Here is a 21979-nt window from a genome sequence, read left to right as displayed (position 1 = left end):
CCATGCAAAATGGGTTTTGCCCGAGTTTTTTGAAAAACTCGGGCTGGGGTGCCAAAGGCCAGAAAAACCCTATGCCAACAGGCGCTTGACCTCGGCCACCACCGCATCCGCGGTGATGCCGAATTTCTCGTACAGCACCTCGGCCGGGGCCGAGGCGCCAAAGCTGTCCATGCCGACGAACGCGGCCTTGCTTTCGCGGCCCCGCTCGCCCAGCAGCCAGCGGTCCCAGCCCTGGCGCACGGCGGCCTCGACCCCCACACGCACCGGGCCTGCGGGCAGTACGCGTTTGCGATAGGCCTCGTCCTGTGCGGCAAACAGTTCCATGCAGGGCATCGACACCACACGCGTGCCGATCCCGTCGGCTTCCAGCGCGTCGCGCGCGGCCATGGCGATCTCGACCTCGGAGCCTGTGGCGATCAGGATGGCCTGTCGTTTGGCCTGCGCATCGGCCAGCACATAGGCGCCCTGCGCGACCAGGTTCTTGACCTTGTGCTCGTGGCGCAGGGTCGGCAGGTTCTGCCGGGTCAGCGACAGGACCGAGGGGGCAGTCTTGCTGCTCAGCGCGATTTCCCACGCCTCGGCGGTTTCCACGGTGTCGCAGGGTCGAAACACGTACGTATTCGGCGTGGCGCGCGAAATCGCCAGATGCTCGACCGGCTGGTGGGTCGGGCCATCCTCGCCCAGCCCGATGCTGTCATGGGTCATCACGAAAACGGTCGGCACCTTCATAAGCGCCGCCAGCCGCATCGCGGGCCGGGCGTAGTCGGTAAAGGCCATGAAGGTGCCGCCATAGGGGCGGATGCCGCCATGCAGCGCCATGCCGTTCATCGCGGCGGCCATGCCATGTTCGCGGATGCCCCAATGGATGTACCGCCCCTTGCGGTTGTCCACATCGAACACGCCCATGTCGGCGGTTCTGGTGTTGTTCGATCCCGACAGGTCGGCCGAGCCGCCCACGGTTTCGCGCATCACCGGGTTCACCACCTCGAGCACCATTTCGCTGGATTTGCGGGTGGCCACCTTGGGCGCGCTTTCGCTGACCTGTTTCTTCAGCGCGCGGATCACGGCCCCCAGTTTTTTGGGCGCATCCATCGCATAGCGGCGCTCGAACTCGGTCCGGCGGCGTTCGGGCAGGGTGGCCAGACGCTGCTGCCACGCCTCGCGATCTGCGGCACCCCGGCGGCCAATCTCTTCCCACTGTGCCTTGATCTCTTGCGGCACCTCGAACGGACCGCCGGACCAGCCATAGGCGGATTTCGCGGCGGCAAGCTGATCGGCGTCGGTCAAAGCGCCATGCCCCTTCGAGGTGTCCTGCGCCGCGTGGCCCAGAGCGATATGGGTCTTGGCGGCGATCATCGACGGTTTGCCGGATTTCTTGGCCGCCGCCAGCGCGGCGTCGATCGCCTCGGGGTCGTGGCCATCGATTTCCTGCACATGCCAGCCCGCGGATTTGAAGCGCGCCACCTGATCGGTGCTGTCGGCCAGCGACACCTCGCCGTCGATGGTGATGTTGTTGTTATCCCAGATAACGATCAGGTGGCCCAGCTTGTGGCGGCCGGCCAGGGTGATTGCCTCCTGGCTGACGCCCTCCATCAGACAGCCGTCGCCCGCGATCACATAAGTATAGTGATCCACCAGCTTGCGGCCGAACTCGGCGCGCTGGATTTCCTCGGCCATGGCAAAGCCCACCGAATTGGCGATGCCCTGACCCAGCGGTCCGGTGGTGGTTTCCACCGCGTCCAGCAGGAAGTTTTCAGGATGCCCTGCGGTGCGCGCGCCCCACTGGCGGAAATTGCGCAGCTCTTCCAACGTGACCTGTTCATAGCCGGTCAGGTAAAGCAGCGAATAGATCAGCATCGAGCCGTGACCTGCCGACAGGATGAACCGGTCGCGATCAGGCCAATGGGGGGCGGAGGCGTCGAATTTCAGGTGTTTTTCAAACAGCACTGTCGCCACATCGGCCATGCCCATCGGCATGCCGGAATGGCCGGAATTGGCGGCATGGACCGCATCCAGCGTCAACGCGCGAATGGCTGTGGCGCGCATCCAGTGGTCGGGATTGGCGGAACGCAGGGCTTGGATATCCACTTGGGGCTTCCTTTGGCTCGGGGCATGATTATGTCGCTCTTACCAGCCCCGCCCCCAAGATCAAGCATGGCGGCTAAGTGGTTGGGGTTAAAGGGGGCGCAATTTGGTTTCGCATTGGCTAAACTGTCTTGCAAAAGGGCCGCTGGGGCGATTCGTCGACCCGCGGCACGGCAGATTGGTGCGGATCGACCCAAAACAGGCGCGCGCCACGACTATTGGGTGAGGGCAGAGGCATGAGCGATATCACCGAACTGGAACGGCGACTGACCGCCGCGATGGACCGCATTGCGCGCGGCATCGACACGCTGGAGGCTCCGGCGACAGGGGCAGACCCCGAGGAACTGGCGCAGCTGCGCCAGGCGCTGGAGGATGAAAGGCTGGTCACCGCGCAGTTGGAAGAACGCATCAAGAAGCTGCACGCCCGCGAAGAGCAGGCGACGGCAACTCTGACCGCCGAACTGGACCAGACCCGCAGCGCCATGGCCACGCTGGATGGCGAACTGCAGCGGATGCGCCGGGCGTCGGACCAGTTGCGCGACAGTGTGGCCAAGCTGCGCGAGGCCAATGCCGCCGGCCTGGCCGAGCCGCATCTGATCAACAAGGCGATGCTGGCCGAGCTTGAGGCGCTGCGCGCTGCCCGCTCCACCGATGTGGCCGAGGCCGACGCTATTCTGGCCGTGATGGCGCCCTTGGTGGCCGACACCCCTGATGAAGAGGAGCAACCGAATGCCTGAGGTCGAAATCAAGATCGGTGGCCGCACGTTCGAGGTCTCGTGCCAGGAGGGCGAAGAGCATTACCTGCATTCCGCCGCCGCCATGCTGGACACCGAGGCCAGCGTGCTGACCCAGCAGATCGGGCGTCTGCCCGAGGCGCGGATGCTGCTGATGGCCGGGCTGATGCTGGCCGACAAGACGGCCGGGGTCGAGGACAAGCTGCGCGAGGCGCAGGGCCAACTGGCAGAATTGCAGGCCGATCTGGCCCGGCTGCAAAGCGCGCCCAAGCCCGCGCCCGAGCGGATCGAGGTGCCGGTCATCCCGCCGCAGATCACCGAAACCCTGGCCGAACTGGCCGCGCGGGCGGAATCGCTGGCCGATACGCTGGACGATCGCGCGGGGGGCTAGATCGGTCCGATGGCTCAGTCCGATCTCTGGCACCGGGTCCACGAATTTTGCGAGACCTACGGGTTGGACTTGCCGCTGCTGATGGCACCGATGGCGGGCGCGTCGCCGGTGGCGCTGGCAGGGGCGGTGGCCGATGCGGGCGGCATGGGGGCCTGCGGTGCCTTGCTGATGGCACCCGATGACATCGCACAGTGGGCGGCCGGGTTTCGCGCGCGCAGCAACGGTGCGTTCCAGATGAACCTGTGGGTGCCAGACCCCGAACCGGCCCGCGATCCCGCGCACGAGGCCGCGCTGGCGGAATTCCTGACGCAATGGGGGCCGCGCCCGGAAGTTTCGGATGGGCCGCTGGTGCAGGATTTCGACGCGCAGTTTGACGCCCTGCTGGCTGCGGGCACGCCGGTGGTATCGACCATCATGGGGCTTTTGACGGCTGAGCAGGTTGCGGCATTGCGCGCCCGGCGGATGCGCTGGTTTGCCACCGTCACCACTGTGGCAGAAGCGCGCGCGGCGCAGTCCGCCGGGGCCGATGCCGTCATCGCGCAGGGGGCCGAGGCAGGTGGGCATCGCGGCAGTTTCGACGCGCAAAAGGCGCAGGCGCAATCGGTAGGCGGTTTGGCACTGATCCCTGCGGTGGTGGATGTTGTGGATGTTCCGGTGATCGCGGCCGGTGGCATCGGGGATGGCCGCGCCATGGCGGCGGCGCTTGTGCTGGGGGCCAGCGCGGTGATGCTTGGCACCGCGTTGCTGCGCAGCCCCGAGGCCGGGGTCGCGCCCAAGTGGGCCGATGCGCTGTCCGGGCTTGCGCCCGAAGACACCCGTCTGACCCGCGCCTTTTCCGGGCGCACGGGCCGTGCCGTGGCCACGCCCTATGTGCGCGCCGCCGAGACCGGGCCGGCGCCCGCGCCCTATCCAGTTCAGCGCGCGCTGACGGCGCCAATGCGCGCGGCGGGCGAGGCGCGGTCGATGCAGATGTGGGCGGGGCAGGCGGCAGCGCGGGCCCGGCCCGAGCCCGCGGGCCAGACCGTCACGCGGATCTGGGATCAGGCGCAGGCGCTGCTGGGGTCGGCTGGCTGATCACTGGGTTTGCCACGAAAAACCGCGCGCCTCCAGATGGAAGACGCGCGGCTTTTTGTCAGCTTCGATACGCAAGACCGGTTCAGGCGTTGGCTTCGCGGATCTTGTCGGCGGCTTCCTTGTTGTAGGTGATGCCGCTTTGCTCGAACAACTGGTCCAGTTCGCCCGACAGGGTCATCTCGGTGATGATGTCGCAGCCGCCCACGAACTCGCCCTTGACGTAAAGCTGCGGGATGGTGGGCCAGTCGGAATAGTCCTTGATGCCCTGGCGGATGTCCTCGTCTGCCAACACGTTCACATCGGCAAAGTCCACGTTCATGTAATTCAGAACCCCGGCCACGCGCTGCGAGAAGCCGCATTGCGGCATGTCCTTGGTGCCTTTCATGTAGAGCACCACGTCGTTTGATTTCACCGTCTCGTCGATCCGGGTTTTCGCGTCTGTCATTTGGAGTGTCCTTTTTTGTCGGTGCCGCGCCGTGCATGGCCGGGCACGAATCTGCGGGCGTATTCCTGCGGGTCGCGGGGGACCTGCCATGTGGCATCGTTGCCGCCCAGACCCGAAGAGTAGTTCGATTCAAGGGTGTGATAGCCCTTGCCGGGCTTGCTGCCGCGCTTGGTGGTGTCGAACTGGCGCTGCCGACCGACCCCGATGATCACCACGACCGCGACGATCAGGGCGATGAGAATCGGTATGGTCAGGCCGCTGTCCATGGTGTCAGTCCGGGGCTCGTGTGGTCAGCGCCAGCGCGTGCAACTCGCCGCTGGGGCCGTCCATCTTGCCCTTGAGCGCGGCATAGACCGCGCGCTGCTGCTGCACCCGGTTCATGCCGCGAAAGCTTTCGTCGATCACCAATGCCGACATGTGCACACCATCGTCACCTTCGACGACGATCTTGGCGTCGGGAAAGGTCTTGCGCAATAGGTCTTCGATTTCGTGGGGATGCATCGGCATGTGCGGCGTCTCCTGTCGTTGCGTTAAAAGATGTATGACTGATACCTGTTTTTCGCAAGCCCCGAGCGTCAGCCAAGCGCGGCCCCGAAACCGCCGCGATAGAGCGCGGAGAGCTCTGCAAGCGGGGCCTCGGATCCGCCCATGCGCACGCTGTCGCCGGTGAACTTGCCCACGGTCTTCAGCGGGATGCCATCGCGTCCGGCGGCGATCATCAGCGCCTCGGCCTGATCGAAGTTGCACGCAATCAGGTAACGCGCCTGATCCTCGCCGAACAGTTGCGCGCTGTCGCCTTCGTCAAGATGCACGCCGACGCCTGCGGCCTCGGCCATCTCGAACGCGGCCAGGGCCAGCCCGCCATCGGACAGATCGGTGCAGGCCTTGATATAGTCGCGATTGGCGCGGATGAACTCGCCATGCGCGCGCTCGGCGGTCAGATCGACGGCGGGGGCGTCGCCGTCCTCGCGGTTGAACACCTCGGCGAGCAGGGCGGATTGCCCCAGATGGCCCGTCGTTTCGCCCAAAAGCAGCGCCACATGACCGTCGCGCACCTGCCCGGTGATGGCGTGATCGGCATGGTCGATCAGCCCGACGGCGCAAATCGTGGGGGTGGGCAGGATGCCCTGGCCGTCGGTTTCGTTATACAGGGACACGTTGCCCGACACGATAGGCATGTCCAGCGCCAGACAGGCCGCGCCGATGCCTTTGATCGCGCCTACGAACTGGCCCATGATCTCGGGTTTTTCGGGGTTGCCGAAGTTCAGGTTGTCGGTGGTGGCCAGCGGGCGGGCGCCCACGGCACACAGGTTGCGATAGGCCTCGGCCACGGCCTGCTTGCCGCCTTCGGTGGGATTGGCGCGCACGTAGCGCGGCGTCACGTCGCTGGTAAAGGCCAGCAACTTTTCCGTGCCATGCACCCGCACGATGCCCGCGCCCAGACCGGGGGTCTGCACCGTATCGGCCATCACCATGGTGTCGTACTGCTCGTACACCCATTGCTTGGACGCGTAATTTGGGCTGCAGATCAACGCCTTGAGTGCATCGATCGGGTCCACCCCCGGCACGTCGTCCAGTGGATCGGCAGCAGGGGTTTCCTCCCACGGGCGGTCGTATTCCGGTGCGGCAGAGGACAGTTTGGACAGTGGCAGATCGGCCTTGATGTCATTGCCATGCAGGATCAGGAACCGGTCTTCGGCGATGGTTTCACCGACGATGGCGAAATCGAGATCCCATTTTTCGAACACCGCGCGCGCTTCGGCCTCTTTTTCGGGGCGCAGCACCATCAGCATGCGTTCCTGGCTTTCCGACAGCATCATTTCATAGGCGGTCATGTTCTGTTCGCGCTGCGGCACGTCGTTCAGTTGCAACTGGACGCCAAGTCCACCCTTGTCGCCCATTTCAACGGCCGAGCATGTCAGCCCCGCCGCGCCCATGTCCTGGATCGAGATCACCGCCCCGGTTGCCATCAGCTCAAGCGTCGCCTCCATCAGGCGCTTTTCGGTGAAGGGATCGCCGACCTGCACGGTGGGGCGCTTTTCCTCGATGCTCTCGTCGAACTCGGCGCTGGCCATGGTGGCCCCGCCCACGCCGTCGCGGCCGGTCTTGGCGCCAAGGTAGACCACGGGCATGCCGACGCCGCTGGCGGCGGAGTAGAAGATCTTGTCGGTATCGGCCAGGCCGGCGGCAAAGGCATTTACAAGGCAGTTGCCGTTATAGGCCGGGTGAAACCGCACCTCGCCGCCCACGGTGGGCACGCCGAAACAGTTGCCGTATCCGCCGATGCCTTCGACCACGCCATGCACAAGGCGGCGGGTCTTGGGGTGGGACACCTCGCCAAAGGACAGGCTGTTCATCGCCGCGATGGGCCGCGCGCCCATGGTGAACACGTCGCGCAGGATGCCGCCCACGCCGGTGGCGGCACCCTGATAGGGCTCGATATAGCTGGGGTGGTTGTGGCTTTCCATCTTGAACACGACCGCCTGACCGTCACCGATATCGACAACCCCTGCGTTCTCACCGGGGCCGCAGATGACCTGCGGGCCGGTGGTGGGCAGGGTGCGCAGCCATTTCTTGGAGGATTTGTAGGAACAATGCTCGTTCCACATGGCCGAAAAGATGCCCAGTTCGGTGAAGGTCGGCTCGCGCCCGATGATATCGAGGATACGCTGGTATTCGTCGGGCTTGAGCCCATGGCTGGCGATCAGGTCTGGTGTGATCTGCGGCTCTTGCATCTGGTCTGTCCCCCGGGCGCGGATTGGTCTTTTGCACCGTTTAATCCATCGCGCGGGCGGGGGAAAGGGGCGGGCGTCAGCGCGGTTGCGTGACCGCGTGGCACAGCGCCGCCTGCACCGCCGGGGGCAGGGTGGGGGCGTGGCGTATGTGGCGCGGGCCGCGGCTGCGCGGGTAGTCGGCCAGTGCCAGCAGGTCGTCTCCCGCCAGCAGCGCGATCTGCCGGTTCAGCCCGCCGCGCAGGATCATCCGCAGGGGCGGCCTGTGGTCATGCAACGTATACAGAGGGTGATCGCGCGCCAGAATGCGGTTGAACCAACCCTCGCCGGGCATCGACCAGGCGTGAAACAGGTTCGCGCCCTCGATCGTAAGTCGCCAGGGGCGCAGGATCGCGCGGCCGCCATCGTCAAGCTGTCCGAAGGCGATGTCGAACCCCATTCCGTGCAGGCGCACATGCCCCGCGCCGCGACCGGGCGGGATGACATGTCCCGCAGGCCCCTCGGGGTCGGTGATGTGCCATTCGCTTTGCCGCCGCGCGGGCGGGGTCAGCGTCAGCTCTCCGGTCAAAAGGGCAGCGTCCTGGGCCATGCGCAAGACATAGGCGCACAATCGGTAATGCGCCACCCGTATCAGGCAATGCAGTTGACGCAAGCGGCCGGGACTGCGTTCACTGAAAGGAACAGACAGGGGACCGACATGTTGCACAACCCATATCGCGGAACCGGCCTGCGGCTTGATGCGCCCTGGCCCAGCCATGATGCGGACCGACCCCGCGCCATGCTGGACCGGTGCCCGGCCCATGCGGTCACGCCGCTGGTCGAGATGCCCGAGCTTGCCGCCCGCGCCAATGTGGCGCAGGTCTGGGTCAAGGACGAGCGCGCGCGGATGGGGCTTGGCAGCTTCAAGGCGCTGGGGGCGGCCTATGTCATTGCTTGCGATGCGGCGGAGGGGCGGGCGCTGGGCAGCACCTATGTCACCGCCAGTGCCGGCAATCACGGGCTGTCGGTGGCGGCGGGGGCGCAGGTGTTCGGCGCCAGGGCGGTGATCTATCTGTCGCAGACCGTGCCGCAGGGCTTTGCCGAGCGGCTGCAGGGGTTTGGCGCCGAGGTGCGCCGCGCAGGCGCGGATTATGCCGAAAGCATGGCCGCCGCCAGTCAGGCCGCCGTGGCCGAACGGCTGGTGCTGCTGTCGGACAGTTCGTGGCCCGGCTACATCGATGTGCCCCACAGGCTGATGGAGGGGTATCTTGTGCTGGCCGCCGAGGCGGCGGCGCAGATCCCGCAACGGCCTACGCATATTCTGGTGCAGGCCGGCGTCGGGGGTCTGGCCGGGGCAGTGGCCGCGCATGCCCGCCATATCTGGGGCGAGGCGGTGCGGATCATCGTAGTGGAACCCGCGGCCGCCCCGGCGTTGCATGACGCGATCGAGGCAGGCGCGCTGGTGGATGCCAGCGGCCCGGACAGTTGCATGGGGCGGCTGGATTGCAAGACCGCCAGCCTGATCGCGCTGCAAGGCCTGTCGCGCGATGCGGACGGGTTTGCCCTGCTGTCCGAAGAGGATGCGCAGGCGGCCCTGCCGGTGCTGGCCGGGGCGGGGCTGGCCACCACGGCATCGGGCGGGGCCGGGCTGGCGGCGCTGCTGGCCGGGCTGGACCTGCCCGGCGACGCGCGGGTAATGGCGATCCTGTCCGAGGCCCCGGAATGAGCGAGCGCGGCTTTGCGCGGGCCGAGTATCAGGCCCGGGTGACCCGTGCGCAGGCGATGATGGCGCAGGCGGGTCTGGGCGCGCTGCTGCTGACGACCGAGCCGGAAATCCGCTATTTCACCGGCTTTCTGACCCGGTTCTGGGAAAGCCCGAGCCGTCCCTGGTTCCTGATCCTTCCGGCGGATGGTGATCCGGTGGCGGTGATTCCCGCGATCGGCGCGGCGCTGATGGGCAAGACATGGGTGACGGATATCCGCACATGGCCCGCGCCGCAGCCCGAGGACGAGGGGGTCAGCCTGCTGGCAGACGTGCTGGACGAGTTTGGCGGTCCTGTCGGCATCCCGTCGGGGCCGGAAACCCATCTGCGCATGGCGCAGGCCGATTTCGCGCGGTTGCAGGGCGCGTCGGCGCAGGTTTTCCGCGACGATGCCGGCATCACCGCCCGTCTGCGCGCGGTGAAATCCGAGGCCGAGATTGCCAAGATCGCCCATGCCTGCCGGATCGCAGGCCGTGCCTTTGCCCGCGTGCCCGAGATCGCCGGACCCGGCGTGGCGCTGTCGCGGGTGTTTCGCGATTTTCAACGGTTGCTGCTGGAGGACGGCGCGGATTGGGTGCCCTATCTGGCGGGCGGTGCCGGGCCGTTGGGGTACGCGGATGTGATCTCGCCCGCCGATGACCGGGCGCTGTGCGCGGGCGATGTGCTGATGCTGGATACCGGGGCCGTGCGGGACGGGTATTTCTGCGACTACGACCGCAATTTCGCCATTGGAGCGCCGGATGCGCGGGTGGTCGGGGCCCATGCGCGACTGTTGGAGGCCGCGCAGGCGGGGCTGGCGGCGGCACGTCCGGGCGCGCGGGCCTGCGATGTCTGGGCCGCGATGGCCGCGATCTGTGGCGATGACGGCGGGCGGCTGGGCCACGGGCTGGGGATGCAGCTGACCGAAGGGCTGTCGCTGCTGCCCGGCGACCGGACCGTTCTGGAGCCGGGCATGGTGATCACGCTGGAACCCGGAGTTGCAACTGCCGATGGCAACATCCTTGTACATGAAGAGAATATCGTGATCCGACCGGGGGGGCCGCAAATCCTGTCACCCTGGGCCAGCGACCTGCCGCGAATCGACTGAGCCAAAAAAAAGGCCGAGCACTAAGCTCGGCCAAAGTCCAACAGGGAGGTATGAAGATGATGAAGAACTGGTCGTCATCACCGTCACGTGCCGAATTAGGCGTCTGTTTATGTACAATCAAGGCAAATCATGCCGCAGGTGCAGCATGGCTGTTATGCAAAAGCTGCATGGCTGCTTGACCTGTTATGTAAGTGCCTGATCTTTTTGCTGTTTGCGGTAGCTGATGATCTCTTCCTGAACGAAGTCGCGAAAGGCGGCAACCCGCTTGGAATGGCGCAATTCCTCGGGGTAGGCGAGGAAGACCGGAACCTCGACCGATTCCACCTGTGGTAGCACGCGCACCAGATTCGGAAAATCCTGCGTCAGGTAGTCGGGCAGCACCCCGATGCCCAGATCGTTCAGAACCGCCTGCAGGACACCGAAGTAGTTGTTCACCGTCAGGGTCGAGTGCAGGTCATAGCTCATCAGTTCCTGCACCAGCAGCGCACCCGCGCCCACCTGCGCCGAGCTGGGATTCTGGCAGATCAGGCGGTGCTGGCTGATGTCTTCAAGGCTGGCGGGCAGGCCGCGCCGTTCCAGATAGCTGGGCGAGGCGTAGAGTTGCATCTTGACCGTCATCAGGCGTTTGCGGATCAGATCGGCCTGGCTGGGTTCCTTCATGCGGATGGCGACATCGGCCTCGCGCATGGGCAGGTCCAGCACGCGTTCCTCGAGCATCAGATCGATCTTCAGCTCGGGGTATTTTTCGTACAGCGCGGGCAGGCGCGGGGCGAGCCACAGGCTGCCAAAGCCGGTTGTGGTTGTCACGCGCAATTCGCCGAACACCTCGTCCTCGCTGTCGCGGATACGGGCCGATGCGGCGTCCAGTCGCTTGGACATGGCGCGCGTGGCATCGAACAGTAGTTCGCCCTGTTCGGTGAGAATCAGTCCGCGCGCATGGCGGTGAAACAGGGTGGTGTTCAGGCTCTCCTCAAGCGCGCGTACCTGTCTGCTCACGGCAGATTGACTGAGATGCAGTGTCTCGCCAGCATGAGTCAGGCTGCCTGCATCGGCGACCGCGTGAAAAATTCTTAGTTTGTCCCAGTCCATATGCACAACTTTCCGATTACTGGCTAAAGCTACATGAAATAATCGTAAAAAACATGTCGCGCACATCTTTTACGTCGGGTGATTTTCGCCGAGGCGCTTTATAGGTCACAAATTTTGACCTAATATGACGCCTAAGTGAGCTATAGTTAAAAAAAGCGCAACAGGGGGAAACCATGACCAAAGCCGAAATTTCGCTGAACGACCGTTTCGATCTGGAAAAGTCGCCGGTGCTGCTGAATGGCACGCAGGCGCTGGTGCGACTGATGCTGATGCAAAAGGCGCGGGACGTTGCGGCGGGGTTGAATACGGCGGGGTTTGTCACAGGCTACCGCGGCTCGCCGCTGGGCGCGGTCGACATGCAGATGATGCGCGCGCAGAAGTTCCTGACGCAGTCGGATGTGAAGTTCCAGGAGGGGCTGAACGAGGATCTGGCCGCCACCGCCCTGTGGGGCACGCAGCAGGCCGAGTTGCGCGGCGAGGGCAAGTTCGATGGCGTCTTTGGCCTGTGGTATGGCAAGGGGCCGGGCGTGGACCGCACCGGCGACGTGTTCCGCCATGCCAACATGGCAGGCACCAGCCCCAATGGCGGCGTGCTGGTGGCGATGGGTGATGACCACACCGGCGAATCCTCGACCGTGCTGCACCAGTCCGAATGGGCGCTGATCGACGCCTACGTGCCCGTGGTCAGCCCGGCCGGCGTGCAGGAGATTCTGGACTACGGCATCTACGGCTATGCCCTGTCGCGCTATGCCGGGGTCTGGGTCGGTCTGAAGACCATGAAGGACACGATCGAGGCGACAGCCGTTGTGGACGGCAGCCCGGACCGCATGCAGATGGTCGCACCTGATTTCACCATGCCGCAGGGCGGGCTGAACATTCGGCTGGTCGATGACCGCATCGAACAGGAGGCGCGGCTGATCGACTACAAGCGCCATGCGGCCGAGGCCTTTGCCCATGCCAATGGCATCGACAAGCGCGTCTGGGGCAAGCCCGGCGCCAAGATCGGTCTGGTCAGCCACGGCAAAAGCTATCTCGACATGGTGCATGCGCTGAACCTGCTGAACATCGACGCGGACGAGGCCGAGCGGCTGGGCATCACCACCTACAAGGTCGGGCAGGTGTGGCCGCTGGACATGAAGGGCTTTCACGACTGGGCCGAGGGGCTGGACCTGATCATCGTGGTCGAGGAAAAGCGCAAGCTGCTGGAGGTTCAGGTCAAGGAATCGATCTTTGACGACCGCCGGGGCCGTCGTGTCTATGGCTGGCACAAGGGGCAGAACGGCCCCGAGCTGTTCCCCAGCCGATGGGCGCTGGACCCGGTGATGATTGCCGAAAAGCTGGGTGACATCCTGATCGAAGAGGGGCGCGATACCGATGGCATCCGCGCCGGTCAAACCGCGCTGGCCGAGGTGCGCCGCAACGACAACGCCGAGGAAATCGCGGCGCGTCTGCCGTATTTCTGCGCGGGCTGCCCGCATAACAGCAGCACCAAGGTGCCCGAAGGCAGCCGCGCCTATGCCGGGATCGGCTGTCACTTTATGGTGCAGTGGATGGACCGCGACACGCTGGGCACGACCCATATGGGCGGCGAGGGGGCCAACTGGATCGGCGAGGCGCCGTTCTCGAACACCGGCCATGTGTTCCAGAACCTGGGCGACGGCACCTATAACCACTCAGGGATAATGGCGATCCGCGCCGCGCTGGCTGCGAATGTGAACATCACCTACAAGATCCTGTATAATGATGCCGTGGCGATGACCGGCGGTCAGGGCAACGAGGGCGGGCTTGATGCCTATCGCATCGCCGACGAGGTGCGCGCGATGGGGGTGAAGGACGTGTTCGTCGTCTATGACGAAAAGGAAGACGTCGACCTGAGCCGTTTTGCCAAGGGCACGCAGACCTTTGAACGCGCCGAGATGGACAATGTGCAGAAGCGCGCGCGCGAAGTGCCGGGCGTGTCGGTGATCCTGTATATCCAGACCTGCGCCGCCGAAAAGCGTCGCCGCCGCAAGCGCGGGCAGTTCCCCGATCCCGACCGTCGCGTGTTCATCAATACCGATGTCTGCGAAGGCTGTGGCGATTGCGGGGTGCAATCCAACTGTGTGGCGATCGTGCCCGCCGAAACCGAACTGGGCCGCAAGCGGGCGATCGACCAGTCAAGCTGCAACAAGGATTTCTCGTGCCTCAAGGGGTTTTGCCCCTCGTTCCTCACGCTTGAGGGGGCCAAGGTGAAAAAGGGGGCGACGACCGATCTGACCCTACCGGACATGCCGGTGCCTGATCTGCCTGCGATTGACGGCACCTTCAACGTGGTGATCACCGGGGTTGGCGGCACTGGCGTTGTGACCATCGGCGCCGTGCTGGCACAGGCCGCGCAGATCGACGGCAAGGGTGCTGCGATGATGGAGATGGCGGGGCTTGCGCAAAAGGGCGGTGCCGTGCACATCCACTGCCGTCTGGCCGAAAGCCCAAGCGATATCAGCGCTGTGCGCGTCGCCACGGGCGAGGCGGATGCCCTGATCGGCGGTGATCTGGTGGTCAGTGCCGGGGCCAAGACGCTAGGCCTGACAAGGCAGGGCCGCACCGGGGCCGTGGTAAACAGCCACGAGATCATCACCGGTGATTTCACCCGTAACACCGAGTTCAGCCTGCCCAGCGACCGTCTGGCGCTGGCGCTGGAGGCGCGGTTGCGCGATCAGGTGCTGCTGTTCGATGCGTCCGATCTGGCCAAGGCCACGCTGGGCGATTCGATCTTTTCCAACATGATGATCTTTGGCGCAGCCTGGCAGCGCGGGCTTGTGCCCGTGGGCTATGACGCGATCAAGACCGCGATCGAGCTGAACGGCGCCGCGGTCGAGCGCAACCTGCGCGCCTTCGAGATCGGGCGCTGGGCGGCGCTGCATCCGGCGGATGCAGCACGGCTGGTGACGCCCAACGTGATCGCCAAGCCCAAGACGGTGCAGGAAAAGATCGACTTCCGCGCGGATCATCTGGTGGCCTATCAGGGCAAACGGCTGGCCAAGCGGTACCTCAAGATGCTGGATCGCGTCGACGATCCACGCCTGAAAGAGGCCGTCGCCAAGGGGTATCACAAGCTGCTGTCCTACAAGGATGAATACGAGGTGGCGCGCCTGCATCTGGACAGCATGGAGAAGGCCAGGCAGGAGTTCGACGGCGATTTCAGGATGAAGTTCCACTTGGCCCCGCCGCTGTTGTCCAAGACCGGCCCGGACGGTCGCACGATGAAGCGCGAGTTCGGCCCCGGCATGCTGCGCGGCTTCCGCCTTCTGGCAAAGCTGAAGGTTCTGCGCGGCACGCCGCTGGACCCGTTCGGCCGCTCTACCGAGCGCCGGATGGAGCGGTCGCTGATCAAGCAATACGAAACTGACATGAATGACCTGCTGCCCAAGCTGACGCCGGAAACCATGGACATCGTCGTGGCGCTGGCGGAATTGCCGTTGCAGATCAGGGGGTTCGGCCCGGTCAAGGAAGCCAACGAGCGCAAGGCCGCCAAACGGCGCGAGGAATTGCTGGCGGCATTCCGCAGCGGCGGCGCGGGTCTGGCGAAGGCCGCGGAATAAAATGTCATGATTTGTTCATAATGTTACACGATCTTCAAAAGCACTGGTCAGGGACGGCCAAGCCGCGTAAATCTTCGGCAGCTTTTCGGAGGATGTGACATGCCTGATCAAAGGCATATTGCCCGTGACATAAGTTACGCCCATTCCGCAACCACGCGGGGCGGGCGTACCATGATCCGCGTGATGGAGAATATCACCGGGCGGATCAGCCTGATCAAGCGGGCCGCGGGCTACGAGGATGAGGTCGCGATGGGCCGCGATTTCTGGCAGGTGATCGTCGAACGCTATGGCCTGAGCCTGGATGTGGCGGGCGGCAGCCTGTCGAACATCCCGGCCAATGGCCCTCTGATCCTGATCGCCAACCATCCTTACGGCATTCTGGACGGGCTGATGATGGGCCATATCCTGTCCGTGGTGCGGGGCGATTTCCGCATTCTGGCGCACAAGGTGTTCCGCAAGGCCGAGGATCTGAACCGCATCATCCTGCCGATCAATTTCGATGACACCCGCGAGGCGGTGCAGGAAAACCTTGAGACCCGGAAAGAGGCGCTGCGCTATCTGGGGCAGGGCGGCGCGATCGGAATCTTTCCCGGCGGTACGGTGTCTACGGCGGTCAAGCCCTTCGAGCAGCCGATGGATCCGGGCTGGCGGTCGTTTACCGCGCGGATGGTGGCAAAATCGCAGGCCACGGTTGTTCCGATCTATTTCGACGGTCATACCAGCCGTCTGTTCCAGATCGCCAGCCACCTGCATTACACCCTGCGCATGGGGCTGTTGATCAAGGAGTTCCGCAAGCGGGTGGACACGCCGGTGCGCGTTGTGATCGGCCAACCGATCGCACAGGCCGAGTTGCAGGCACGGGCAAAGGATTCGAAGGCGATGATGGATTTCCTGCGCAACGCGACGTATGAATTGTCGCCGACGCCGTTGAAATCCTATGGCTACGGCTTCGAGTTCGAGGAAAAGCACCGCGCCTGAACGTGGTGCCCCAAACAGGCGGGCGGTTCATGGCAGTTGGCGTTTTTGATTCCGGCCTTGGCGGTCTGACGGTGCTTGAGGCCGCGCAGCGGCGCCTGCCCGACGTGCCCTTTGTCTATTTCGGCGACAGCGCCAACGCGCCTTACGGCGTGCGCGACGCCGAAGACATTCACGGGCTGACACGGGGCGCGGTGGAACGGTTGTGGGACGCGGGCTGCGACCTGGTGATCCTTGCCTGCAACACCGCAAGTGCCGCCGCCCTGCGCCGGATGCAAGAGACCGGGGTGCCGCGAGACAAGCGCGTGTTGGGCGTGTTTGTGCCGCTGATCGAGGCGCTGACCGAACGGCAATGGGGTGACAACAGCCCCCCGCGCGAGGTTGCGGTCAAGCATGTGGCGCTGTTTGCGACGCCAGCCACCGTGGCCAGCCGTGCGTTCCAGCGGGAACTGGCCTTTCGCGCCATCGGTGTGGATGTCGAGGCGCAGGCCTGCGGCGGTGTCGTCGATGCCATAGAAGAGGGTGACATGATCCTGGCCGAGGCTTTGGTGCGCAGCCATGTGGATGCCCTGAAGCGCAAGATGCCGCGTCCGCAGGCGGCGATTCTGGGCTGCACCCATTATCCCCTTTTGCAGGATGTGTTCCAGCAGGCGCTGGGTGCGGATGTCAGCGTCTACAGTCAGGCCAATCTTGTTGCGGACAGCCTTGCGGATTACCTTGCGCGCCATCCCGGCATGCTGGGCAGCGGCACCGAGACCCGGTATCTGACCACGGGCGATCCCGCGCGCGTGTCCACCCGTGCAACGCAGTTCCTGCGCCGCCAGATCACGTTTGAACCGGCCTGAGAGCGGACAATAGGTAGCACCGGTTTCGCTTGCGCAGTGGCTGGGTGCGACAGTATCTTGTTGCCATACCGATGTATGCCGTCAGAACGGAATGAACCGATGAGATCGCTCAAGAAAACCCGCCGTATCCAGATCATCGCGCTGGCCACCTTCGCGCTGATCGTGTCGACCGCGCTTATCGGCTATGCGATGCGCGACGGCATCAACTTTTTCCGCTCGCCCGCGCAGGTGATCGCGGAACCGCCCAGCCCGAACGAGACTTTCCGCATCGGCGGTCTGGTGGCCGAGGGCAGTCTGAAGCGCGGGCAGGGCGAGATGATACGTTTCGAAGTCACCGATGGCGGCGCGACGATTCCGGTAACCTTTGTTGGCGTCCTGCCGGACCTGTTCGAAGAGAATCAGGGCATGGTCGGCACCGGGAAATACATAAACGGCGTGTTCGAAGCCTCGGAAATCCTTGCCAAACACGATGAAACCTACATGCCCAAGGAAGTTGTGGACGCGCTGAAGGCGCAAGGCATCTACCAGGATCCGAACGGTAGTTAATCGCGCTGTTAACCACTGATCCGCCAAGTTTGCCGCACGAGCAAACAACGAGGCGGGTAACATGCCGGACATTCAAGATATTGCGCGGTCCATCGTGGCGCGCGAAGGCGGATTTGTTAACGATCCCGACGATCCGGGCGGCGCCACCAAGTATGGCGTCACCATCCACACATTGCGGCGTCTGGGCCTGGACCTGACAGGCGACGGTCAGGTGACCATCGACGATGTGCGCCGACTGAGTCGCACGGAGGCCGAGCGGATATTCGTGCAGCACTATTACCATCGGCCGCGCATCGACGCGCTGCCCGAGCCATTGCAGGCCAGCGTGTTCGACATGTATGTCAATGCCGGATCCAACGCAGTGAAAATCCTGCAACGTCTCCTGCGCCAGATGGGGCAGGATGTGGCGGTGGACGGGGTGATCGGGCCGCAGACCATCGCAGCCGCAAAGGCAGCGGATCAGGCCGCGCCGGATCATCTGGCCGATGCCTACGGGATCGCGCGGCGCAATTACTACTTTCGGATCGCCGACGGCCGCCCGGCCAGCCGAAAGTACGTGCGCAGGCGCGACGGCGGCAAGGGCGGCTGGATCATCCGCGCCGAAGAATTCATCAGCCCCCGCTATCACATGACCCGCGCGGAATTCCACGAAAGGATCGCGACATGGCATTGATCGACACCGCACTTGGCACGATTTTCGGCAATGGCCGCAACGTGATCCGCGAAACCGCCGAGGTGTTTCGTGAAAATAGCGAGGCCGGCGCCGACCGGGCGGCACAGCACCATGCCGCCGCCCTCGCGCAGTTCGGGGCCGAGTTTGCAGCGCCCGGGCCCAGCCGCTTTGACCGGGTGATGGATGGCATCAACCGGGTGCCGCGTCCGGCGCTGGCGCTTGGCACGCTGGGTCTGTTCGTCACGGCCATGGTTGATCCGATCTGGTTCGCGGCGCGCATGCAGGGGCTTGCGCTGGTGCCCGAGCCGCTGTGGTGGCTGCTGGGGGCGATCGTCAGCTTTTACTTCGGCGCCCGCCATCAGGCCAAGGGGCAGGAGTTTCAGGCCCGAATCGCGCGCACAATGTCCCATGCGCCGCAGGTGGTTGAGTCCATCGCCCGGTTGAACCGGATCGGCGCGCAAACCCCCGGCGTGGCGCGGAACGACACCGATGCAAATCTGACGCTTGACGCGGTCCGCCCCGAGGCAAACCCGGCGCTGGAGGCATGGCGGCACGGCGGCGGGCAGCGCTGATTGCGACAAGTTGAACAGGCGGGTCGAATGTGATTTGCCCGCCTGCTCGAATTGCATATAACACCTGCATGATTACAGAACTCGGTCACTTCGCCCTCATCCTTGCCTTCCTCGTGGCAATCGTGCAATCCGTCGTGCCCCTGATCGGGGCACACAAACGCTGGCCCGGCTGGATGGCCATGGCCGAACCTGCGGCAAATGCGCAGTTCCTGCTGACCGGGTTTTCCTTTGCCGCGCTGACATATGCGTTTGTCACCTCGGACTTTTCGCTGAAACTGGTGACGCTGAACAGCCACTCGCTCAAGCCGATGATCTACAAGATCAGCGGTGTGTGGGGAAACCACGAAGGCTCGATGCTGCTTTGGGTGCTCATCCTGACGCTGTTTGGCGCAATGGCGGCTTGGTTTGGCGGCAATCTGCCGCCTACGCTCAAGGCGCGCGTTCTGGCGGTGCAATCGTCGGTGTCCGTGGCGTTTTTTGCTTTCATCCTGTTTACCTCGAACCCGTTCGAGCGTCTTGCGGTGCCGCCCTTTGACGGGCAGGACCTGAACCCGCTGCTGCAGGACCCCGGTCTGGCCTTTCATCCGCCGTTTTTGTACCTGGGCTATGTCGGGCTGAGCATGGCGTTCTCTTTCGCGGTTGCTGCCCTGATCGAAGGGCGCGTCGATGCGGCCTGGGGGCGGTGGGTGCGGCCCTGGACACTCGCGGCCTGGCTGTTTCTGACCATCGGGATCGGGCTGGGCAGCTGGTGGGCGTATTACGAGCTGGGTTGGGGCGGTTTCTGGTTCTGGGACCCGGTCGAGAACGCATCGCTGATGCCATGGCTGATCGCCGCTGCCTTGCTGCACTCCGCCATCGTGGTCGAAAAGCGCGAGGCGCTGAAAAGCTGGACTATCCTGCTGGCAATCATGGCCTTCGGTTTCAGCCTGATCGGCACGTTCATCGTGCGCTCGGGCGTGCTTACCTCGGTGCATGCCTTTGCCAACGATCCCGAGAGGGGCGTCTTTATCCTGATGATTCTGGGATTCTTCATGGGCGGCGCGCTGATCCTGTTTGCTGCCCGCGCCCAGTCGATGGAGGCAAAGGGCGTGTTCGGCGTGGTCAGTCGCGAAAGCGCGCTGGTGTTCAACAACCTTTTGCTGGCGGTCAGCTGCCTTGTGGTCTTTATCGGTACGATCTGGCCGCTGGTGGCCGAGCTTCTGTGGGATCGCAAGCTGTCGGTCGGGCCGCCGTTCTTCAACATGGCGTTCACCCCGTTCTTCATCGTGCTGGGTGCGGCATTGCCGCTGGGTGCCATGATGCCATGGAAACGTGGCGGCTTTGCCAAGGCGTTCCGCCCGCTGCGTGGCGTCTTCATCCTGTCGGTGGCTCTGGCGGCACTCGGTTTTGCGATGCAGACCGGGCGCAGCGCGCTTGGTCCACTTGGGCTGTTCCTTGGGGCCTGGCTGGTTTTCGGGTCCATGGTCGATATCTTCAGCCGCACGGGGCGGGGCGCGTTCAAGACGCGCATGCGTCGTCTGATCCGGCTGCCCGGGGCCGATTGGGGCAAGGCGGTCGCCCATGGTGGCCTTGGGATCACCATGTTCGGCATCGCCGGACTGCTGGCCTGGGAGACCGAGGATATCCGCGTGTTGCAGACCGGCGAGAGCCTTGAGCTGTCGGGTTACACCCTGACGCTGGAAGATGTGCGGCGGGTGCAGGGGCCGAACTATGTGTCGACGATGGGAAGCGTGCTGCTGGAAAAAGACGGAAAGGTGATTTCCACCCTCAACCCGGAAAAGCGGTTTTATCCGGTGGCCGAAATGCCCACGACCGAGGCCGCGATCGATATCGGGTTCTGGCGTGATGTTTATGTCGTGATCGGTGATCCACAGGACAACGGCGGCTGGGCGATCCGGACCTACTACAAACCGCTGGCCAACTGGATCTGGGGTGGCTCGATCCTGATGGCTCTGGGTGGCCTGCTGTCGCTTGGCGATCGGCGCTATCGCGTGGCGGCGGGCGCCCGCAAGACGGATCAGCCAACCGCCGGGGTGCCGGCGGAATGAAACATCTGATCCTTGGCCTGATGCTGGCGCTTTTGCCCATGACACCCGCGCTGGCCGTGGAACCAGACGAGATCCTTGCCGATCCGGCGCTGGAACAACGGGCGCGCGATCTGTCCAGGGGGTTGCGCTGTCTGGTCTGCCGCAACGAAAGCATCGACGAGTCCAACGCCGAACTGGCACGCGATCTGCGCCTGCTGGTGCGCGAAAGGCTGGTTGAGGGCGATACCAACGACGAGGTGATCGATTTCGTCGTCGACCGCTATGGTGAGTATGTGCTGCTGCAGCCGCGGGCCACCGGCTCGAACTGGTTGCTGTGGGGGGCGGGGCCACTGATGCTGCTGATAGGTGTCGGTATTGGCCTGACCTATATCCGGCGTCGTGAAGCCGCTTCGGATCAGGCCGACCCTGACAGCCTGAGCGATGCGGAAAAGGCCAAGCTGCAGGATATTTTGAACAAATGACGCCCGGTCCCTCTTTTCCCTGAAAGGCGGTCAGTTAAGCTGACGCCAAATTCAGAACAGGGAGGGATGCCGATGGACTATCAGACCATCACATACACGATCGCAGACGATATCGCGGTGATCACGTTGAACCGCGAAGACAAGATGAACGCGCTGAACGCCCAGATGCGGGCCGAGATCGCGGATGCGGCACGGCAGGCCCCCAAGGACGCGCGGGTTCTTGTGCTGACCGGCAAGGGCCGGGCATTCTGCTCGGGTCAGGATCTGTCCGACCGGGCCAATGCGGCCAACCTGGACATGGAGCGCACCCTGCGCGACGAGTACGGCCCGATGCTGCGCGCGATCTTTGACAGCCCGATCCCCACGATCAGCGCCGTGAACGGTGCCGCTGCCGGGGCCGGGGCCAACCTTGCGCTGGCGGCGGATGTGGTGATCGCATCGGAAAGCGCGTATTTCCTGCAAGCATTCACCCGGATCGGCCTGATCCCCGATGCCGGCGGCACCTACTGGATGACACGCGGCATGGGCGCTGCCAAGGCGATGGGGGCCGCGCTGTTCGCCGACAAGATCAGTGCCAAACAGGCGGATGACTGGGGTCTGATCTGGGAAGCAGTGGCCGATGACGCGTTCGAGGCCACGTGGAAGTCCCGCGCCGCACATCTCGCCAAGGGGCCGACCGTGGCCTATGCGGCGGTCAAGCAATCGATCCGCGAGTCCTGGGACAACACGCTTGAGGCACAATTGGATCTCGAAGGGCGGTTGCAGGGAAAATGCGGCAAGACCCGCGATTTTCAGGAGGGCGTTCTTGCCTTTCTGGAAAAGCGGCCATCGCAGTTCGAAGGCCGTTGACAGGTTTTCCCTGACGCAAAAGGGCACCCTGACGGGTGCCCTTTGTTGAT

At 64.3% G+C, this 21979-nt stretch carries 21 protein-coding genes; 14 read left to right on the top strand and 7 right to left on the bottom strand.

What is annotated here, in order from left to right; genetic code table 11:
• Positions 1–69: 69 nt before the first annotated feature.
• Positions 70–2088, bottom strand: a complete 2019-nt coding sequence (gene tkt / locus ACFTOW_RS18745) for a transketolase (protein ID WP_379918607.1) — start codon at positions 2086–2088, stop codon at positions 70–72.
• Positions 2089–2321: 233 nt separating this feature from the next.
• On the opposite strand from tkt, the gene ACFTOW_RS18740 reads away from it, so the two are divergent.
• From ACFTOW_RS18740 to ACFTOW_RS18730, 3 genes are read left to right on the top strand one after another with little or no spacing between them, the layout of a single operon-like run.
• Positions 2322–2822, top strand: a complete 501-nt coding sequence (locus tag ACFTOW_RS18740; protein WP_379918604.1) for a hypothetical protein — start codon at positions 2322–2324, stop codon at positions 2820–2822.
• Entirely contained in the window at positions 2815–3210 is a 396-nt protein-coding gene (locus ACFTOW_RS18735; RefSeq protein ID WP_379918602.1) for a cell division protein ZapA, read from the top strand. Before ACFTOW_RS18740 ends, ACFTOW_RS18735 begins: the two co-directional genes overlap by 8 nt.
• Positions 3211–3219: 9 nt before the next feature.
• Positions 3220–4284, top strand: coding sequence for an NAD(P)H-dependent flavin oxidoreductase (locus ACFTOW_RS18730; RefSeq protein ID WP_379918600.1), 1065 nt, complete (start codon positions 3220–3222; stop codon positions 4282–4284).
• Between the two features lie 82 nt (positions 4285–4366).
• Here the strand turns inward: ACFTOW_RS18730 and grxD are convergent, their stop codons facing one another.
• From grxD to ACFTOW_RS18705, 5 genes are all read right to left on the bottom strand, one after another.
• Positions 4367–4729 (bottom strand): Grx4 family monothiol glutaredoxin, encoded by a 363-nt coding sequence (grxD, locus tag ACFTOW_RS18725; protein ID WP_379918598.1) that lies wholly within the window; start codon positions 4727–4729, stop codon positions 4367–4369.
• Positions 4726–4995: a hypothetical protein gene (locus ACFTOW_RS18720; protein WP_379918596.1), complete on the bottom strand. Its 270-nt coding sequence runs from the start codon at positions 4993–4995 to the stop codon at positions 4726–4728. The genes grxD and ACFTOW_RS18720 overlap by 4 nt, the downstream gene beginning before the upstream one ends.
• 4 nt (positions 4996–4999) lie before the next feature.
• Positions 5000–5236, bottom strand: coding sequence for a BolA family protein (locus tag ACFTOW_RS18715; RefSeq protein WP_379918594.1), 237 nt, complete (start codon positions 5234–5236; stop codon positions 5000–5002).
• Positions 5237–5304: 68 nt separating this feature from the next.
• On the bottom strand, positions 5305–7464 hold the full coding sequence (gene purL / locus ACFTOW_RS18710; RefSeq protein WP_379918591.1) for a phosphoribosylformylglycinamidine synthase subunit PurL: 2160 nt from the start codon (positions 7462–7464) through the stop codon (positions 5305–5307).
• Between the two features lie 76 nt (positions 7465–7540).
• The gene (locus ACFTOW_RS18705; protein WP_379918589.1) at positions 7541–8050 is read right to left on the bottom strand and encodes a hypothetical protein; all 510 of its coding nucleotides are present in this window, start codon (positions 8048–8050) and stop codon (positions 7541–7543) included.
• Between the two features lie 108 nt (positions 8051–8158).
• Between ACFTOW_RS18705 and ACFTOW_RS18700 the strand changes: the two genes are divergently transcribed.
• Positions 8159–9166, top strand: a complete 1008-nt coding sequence (locus ACFTOW_RS18700; RefSeq protein ID WP_379918587.1) for a pyridoxal-phosphate dependent enzyme — start codon at positions 8159–8161, stop codon at positions 9164–9166.
• A complete protein-coding gene (locus tag ACFTOW_RS18695) occupies positions 9163–10290 on the top strand; it encodes a M24 family metallopeptidase (protein WP_379918585.1) in 1128 nt (375 codons plus the stop codon). Before ACFTOW_RS18700 ends, ACFTOW_RS18695 begins: the two co-directional genes overlap by 4 nt.
• Before the next feature lie 183 nt (positions 10291–10473).
• Here the strand turns inward: ACFTOW_RS18695 and ACFTOW_RS18690 are convergent, their stop codons facing one another.
• Positions 10474–11379 (bottom strand): LysR family transcriptional regulator, encoded by a 906-nt coding sequence (locus ACFTOW_RS18690; protein ID WP_379918583.1) that lies wholly within the window; start codon positions 11377–11379, stop codon positions 10474–10476.
• A gap of 173 nt (positions 11380–11552) precedes the next feature.
• Here ACFTOW_RS18690 and ACFTOW_RS18685 point away from each other — a divergent pair, with 173 nt between their 5' ends.
• The 9 genes from ACFTOW_RS18685 (at position 11553) to ACFTOW_RS18645 (ending at position 21929) form a co-directional block, all read left to right on the top strand.
• The gene (locus ACFTOW_RS18685; protein ID WP_379918581.1) at positions 11553–14960 is read left to right on the top strand and encodes an indolepyruvate ferredoxin oxidoreductase family protein; all 3408 of its coding nucleotides are present in this window, start codon (positions 11553–11555) and stop codon (positions 14958–14960) included.
• A 99-nt stretch (positions 14961–15059) separates the two neighbouring features.
• Positions 15060–15938, top strand: a complete 879-nt coding sequence (locus tag ACFTOW_RS18680) for a lysophospholipid acyltransferase family protein (protein WP_379918579.1) — start codon at positions 15060–15062, stop codon at positions 15936–15938.
• 29 nt (positions 15939–15967) lie between these two features.
• Positions 15968–16780, top strand: a complete 813-nt coding sequence (locus ACFTOW_RS18675; RefSeq protein WP_379918577.1) for a glutamate racemase — start codon at positions 15968–15970, stop codon at positions 16778–16780.
• 99 nt (positions 16781–16879) lie between these two features.
• The gene (gene ccmE, locus ACFTOW_RS18670; protein WP_379918575.1) at positions 16880–17326 is read left to right on the top strand and encodes a cytochrome c maturation protein CcmE; all 447 of its coding nucleotides are present in this window, start codon (positions 16880–16882) and stop codon (positions 17324–17326) included.
• A 61-nt stretch (positions 17327–17387) separates the two neighbouring features.
• Positions 17388–17999 carry a holin-associated N-acetylmuramidase gene (locus ACFTOW_RS18665; protein ID WP_379918573.1) on the top strand — a complete coding sequence of 204 codons (612 nt, stop codon included), beginning with the start codon at positions 17388–17390 and terminating at the stop codon, positions 17997–17999.
• Positions 17990–18571 carry a holin family protein gene (locus ACFTOW_RS18660; RefSeq protein WP_379918571.1) on the top strand — a complete coding sequence of 194 codons (582 nt, stop codon included), beginning with the start codon at positions 17990–17992 and terminating at the stop codon, positions 18569–18571. The genes ACFTOW_RS18665 and ACFTOW_RS18660 overlap by 10 nt, the downstream gene beginning before the upstream one ends.
• 68 nt (positions 18572–18639) lie before the next feature.
• Positions 18640–20619 (top strand): heme lyase CcmF/NrfE family subunit, encoded by a 1980-nt coding sequence (locus ACFTOW_RS18655; protein ID WP_379918569.1) that lies wholly within the window; start codon positions 18640–18642, stop codon positions 20617–20619.
• Positions 20616–21080: a cytochrome c-type biogenesis protein gene (locus ACFTOW_RS18650; RefSeq protein WP_379918567.1), complete on the top strand. Its 465-nt coding sequence runs from the start codon at positions 20616–20618 to the stop codon at positions 21078–21080. Before ACFTOW_RS18655 ends, ACFTOW_RS18650 begins: the two co-directional genes overlap by 4 nt.
• A gap of 72 nt (positions 21081–21152) precedes the next feature.
• Positions 21153–21929 (top strand): enoyl-CoA hydratase-related protein, encoded by a 777-nt coding sequence (locus ACFTOW_RS18645; protein WP_379918565.1) that lies wholly within the window; start codon positions 21153–21155, stop codon positions 21927–21929.
• Positions 21930–21979 lie beyond the last annotated feature (50 nt).

The sequence above is a fragment of the Lacimonas salitolerans genome, assembly GCF_042677865.1.
Classification (GTDB): domain Bacteria; phylum Pseudomonadota; class Alphaproteobacteria; order Rhodobacterales; family Rhodobacteraceae; genus Lutimaribacter; species Lutimaribacter salitolerans.
This window is presented reverse-complemented; position numbering and strand designations above follow the sequence as displayed.

Excerpts from the sequence above, each read along its gene's own strand:
- purL (WP_379918591.1), bottom strand. The coding sequence starts at position 7,464 with ATGCAAGAGCCGCAGATCACACCAGACCTGATCGCCAGCCATGGGCTC.
- ACFTOW_RS18695 (WP_379918585.1), top strand. The coding sequence starts at position 9,163 with ATGAGCGAGCGCGGCTTTGCGCGGGCCGAGTATCAGGCCCGGGTGACC.
- ACFTOW_RS18690 (WP_379918583.1), bottom strand. The coding sequence starts at position 11,379 with ATGGACTGGGACAAACTAAGAATTTTTCACGCGGTCGCCGATGCAGGC.
- ACFTOW_RS18730 (WP_379918600.1), top strand. The coding sequence starts at position 3,220 with ATGGCTCAGTCCGATCTCTGGCACCGGGTCCACGAATTTTGCGAGACC.
- ACFTOW_RS18740 (WP_379918604.1), top strand. The coding sequence starts at position 2,322 with ATGAGCGATATCACCGAACTGGAACGGCGACTGACCGCCGCGATGGAC.
- ACFTOW_RS18720 (WP_379918596.1), bottom strand. The coding sequence starts at position 4,995 with ATGGACAGCGGCCTGACCATACCGATTCTCATCGCCCTGATCGTCGCG.
- ACFTOW_RS18675 (WP_379918577.1), top strand. The coding sequence starts at position 15,968 with ATGGCAGTTGGCGTTTTTGATTCCGGCCTTGGCGGTCTGACGGTGCTT.
- grxD (WP_379918598.1), bottom strand. The coding sequence starts at position 4,729 with ATGACAGACGCGAAAACCCGGATCGACGAGACGGTGAAATCAAACGAC.
- ACFTOW_RS18665 (WP_379918573.1), top strand. The coding sequence starts at position 17,388 with ATGCCGGACATTCAAGATATTGCGCGGTCCATCGTGGCGCGCGAAGGC.
- ACFTOW_RS18650 (WP_379918567.1), top strand. The coding sequence starts at position 20,616 with ATGAAACATCTGATCCTTGGCCTGATGCTGGCGCTTTTGCCCATGACA.
- ACFTOW_RS18705 (WP_379918589.1), bottom strand. The coding sequence starts at position 8,050 with ATGGCCCAGGACGCTGCCCTTTTGACCGGAGAGCTGACGCTGACCCCG.
- ACFTOW_RS18655 (WP_379918569.1), top strand. The coding sequence starts at position 18,640 with ATGATTACAGAACTCGGTCACTTCGCCCTCATCCTTGCCTTCCTCGTG.
- ccmE (WP_379918575.1), top strand. The coding sequence starts at position 16,880 with ATGAGATCGCTCAAGAAAACCCGCCGTATCCAGATCATCGCGCTGGCC.
- ACFTOW_RS18645 (WP_379918565.1), top strand. The coding sequence starts at position 21,153 with ATGGACTATCAGACCATCACATACACGATCGCAGACGATATCGCGGTG.
- ACFTOW_RS18680 (WP_379918579.1), top strand. The coding sequence starts at position 15,060 with ATGCCTGATCAAAGGCATATTGCCCGTGACATAAGTTACGCCCATTCC.
- ACFTOW_RS18735 (WP_379918602.1), top strand. The coding sequence starts at position 2,815 with ATGCCTGAGGTCGAAATCAAGATCGGTGGCCGCACGTTCGAGGTCTCG.
- ACFTOW_RS18715 (WP_379918594.1), bottom strand. The coding sequence starts at position 5,236 with ATGCCGATGCATCCCCACGAAATCGAAGACCTATTGCGCAAGACCTTT.
- ACFTOW_RS18660 (WP_379918571.1), top strand. The coding sequence starts at position 17,990 with ATGGCATTGATCGACACCGCACTTGGCACGATTTTCGGCAATGGCCGC.
- ACFTOW_RS18685 (WP_379918581.1), top strand. The coding sequence starts at position 11,553 with ATGACCAAAGCCGAAATTTCGCTGAACGACCGTTTCGATCTGGAAAAG.
- ACFTOW_RS18700 (WP_379918587.1), top strand. The coding sequence starts at position 8,159 with ATGTTGCACAACCCATATCGCGGAACCGGCCTGCGGCTTGATGCGCCC.